At 67.9% G+C, this 2,112-nt stretch carries 2 protein-coding genes and 1 pseudogene; 1 reads left to right on the top strand and 2 read right to left on the bottom strand.

From position 1 onward, the window contains the following. Positions 1-101: 101 nt before the first annotated feature. Positions 102-385, bottom strand: a pseudogene (locus EP26_RS30610) (integrase core domain-containing protein); the annotation flags it as partial. A 318-nt stretch (positions 386-703) separates the two neighbouring features. Here EP26_RS30610 and EP26_RS30605 point away from each other — a divergent pair. Next, positions 704-1,018 (top strand): hypothetical protein, encoded by a 315-nt coding sequence (locus EP26_RS30605; protein ID WP_157033986.1) that lies wholly within the window; start codon positions 704-706, stop codon positions 1,016-1,018. Between the two features lie 74 nt (positions 1,019-1,092). Here the strand turns inward: EP26_RS30605 and EP26_RS30600 are convergent, their stop codons facing one another. Next, entirely contained in the window at positions 1,093-1,935 is an 843-nt protein-coding gene (locus tag EP26_RS30600) for an IS5 family transposase (protein ID WP_052389900.1), read from the bottom strand. Between the last annotated feature and the right edge of the window lie 177 nt (positions 1,936-2,112).

Below are 2,112 nucleotides of genomic sequence, written 5' to 3'. Positions count from 1 at the left end.
GGATCCCCAGTCAATCAGATCAAGACAATGAGGGCCGCATCAATAGCAATCTCAACTCTGACTGAACCGCCCCGGGTTAGCCGGAGGCTGGTGAGCTTGAGTCAGGCCGCCAGCGAAATCTCCTGCTGGGCGGCATAGTAGCGCGCTTCTGCCTCGGCTAGCGGGATGTTGCCGCTCGGCTCGAGGAGGCGGCGGTGGTTGAACCAGTCGACCCGCTCCAAGGTGGCGAACTCGACGGCCTCCAGGTTGCGCCAGGGACCGCGGCGTCGGATCACCTCGGTCTTGAACAGGCGGATGACGCTCTCGGCCAGCGCAGTGTCGTAGCTGTCGCCGACGCTGCCAACGGAGGCTCAATCCCTGCCTCCAGCAAGCGTTCAGTGTAGCGCTTCTGCCCCACAACCATGAGATCTGCTTTAGCATCCGTGCTCGCGCCAGGGATGCGTAGCCGTGGGAGACCGGGGGATGGCTGGGTTCCGCTTGTGGTCCGCAAGACGTATGACGGTACTCGGGCGTGACCATGGCTGACCCACTTTGGATGCTTGCAGGCCTTGCCGCGGCACCTGTCGCCGGCCTTTTTGCGATGCTGGGCCGGTATCGGCGGCGGCGACAAGCGGCGACCAGCGCGGCCGACAGGACCGCTGCCGGCAGAGAACCAAGCCAGGAGTTCCACCTTCCGCCCACGATCGAGGCCGCGGAGCGCGAGATGGCGATGCTGCTCCGCCGCATGCGGGCCTATCTGCGCGACCCGTATGACTATGCCACGTCGCGGATCGTAGGTGAGGCCGCGTTTGAGACCTGCCTCGACCGCGCCGGCATCCTTGGCGCCCGGATTGCCGAGCTGGGCGGTGCTGCACCTGCCGGCGCATCTGAGCACGAGCGCACACGGGGGCTGATCCTGGAAGGCCTCATAGCTGGTCACCGGGTGGCTGACCAAACCGGCGGCGGTGTGCCAACACGGCAGGGTATGCATCCGCCAAGCCATGAGGTGAAGTCACGCTCGAAACTTTGGCCACAGTAACCACTCGCCCGGCGTGGGTCTGGTCGGACTCGAGCGCCTCGTCAAGCGCCGGATTTTACTGCCTGTTTTGGAAATCATCGTGCAGGCAGCCGCCTGCGGTTCGGGTGGACGAGCCGGTGGAGCATGAGACGGATCATGGCAAGGGTGACCATAGCCTCGGAGACCTCGGGCAGCGCCTCGTAGTCCCTGGACAGGCGCCGCCACCGCCCGAGCCAGCCGAGCGATCTCTCCACCACCCAGCGGCGCGGCTGCACGACGAAGCCGGTGCTGCCCGCGGGGCGGCGCACGATGACCAGCACGAGGCCGGCCAGGAAGCAGGCGAGCATGGCCGCGAGGCGGTTGTAGACGCCGTCTGCAAACACGACCCGGAGCCAGTTGTAGAGCGGCTTCACGCTCTTCAGCAGGTCGCCGAGGCCGTCGGCGTCCTGGATGTCGGCGGCGTGCACGACGACACCCAGCAGCAGTCCTTCCGTGTCCACCGCGACATGCCGCTTGCGCCCCTTCAGCCGCTTGGCGGCGTCCCAGCCGCGCGGGCCGCCGCTCTCCGTGGTCTTCGCGCTCTGGGTGTCGACGATGGCGGCGCTGGGACTGGCCTCCCGCCCGGCGCCCTCGCGCAGCACCACCACCAAGTGGTGCCGCATGCTCTCCCACACGCCGTCGCGCAGGAAGGCGCGCATGTAGCCGTACACGGTGCGCCAGGGCGGGAAGGCCGGGGGCGGCGGCAGGTGCCGCCACTGGCAGCCGGTGCGCACGAGGTAGAACAAGCCGTCCAGCAGGCGTCGCAGGTCAGTGGTCCGCGGCCGCCCGCCGGGCTTGGCGGGCGGGATCAACGGCTCCAGGAGGCGGAACTGGTCGTCCGTCAGCGCCTGGCCGGATCCGAAATCCCCGACCAGCGCGCGATCAGCGGGTGTCCACATGGCGGTCTCCGGGCAGGAAACCGCGTGCAACGCCGCCTGGAAAGGCAGGATCAGCCCGTCAAACCAGCCCCGTCACCCTTCGCAAACATGGGGTAATCGGGGCGTGTCGTCTCCCCGACGCCCCGCTGGCTAGAATCAGCTCCGGGGCCACCATCCCGGGGAGAAGCCGCCATGGAG

The sequence above is a fragment of the Belnapia moabensis DSM 16746 genome (assembly GCF_000745835.1).
GTDB lineage: Bacteria > Pseudomonadota > Alphaproteobacteria > Acetobacterales > Acetobacteraceae > Belnapia > Belnapia moabensis.
Note: the sequence above shows the minus strand (reverse complement) of the source record. Positions and strands in the feature narration are given on the sequence as shown.

Bases quoted from the DNA above. Each gene is read 5' to 3' on its own strand.
- EP26_RS30605 (WP_157033986.1), top strand. From the start codon at position 704: ATGGCGATGCTGCTCCGCCGCATGCGGGCCTATCTGCGCGACCCGTAT.
- EP26_RS30600 (WP_052389900.1), bottom strand. From the start codon at position 1,935: ATGTGGACACCCGCTGATCGCGCGCTGGTCGGGGATTTCGGATCCGGC.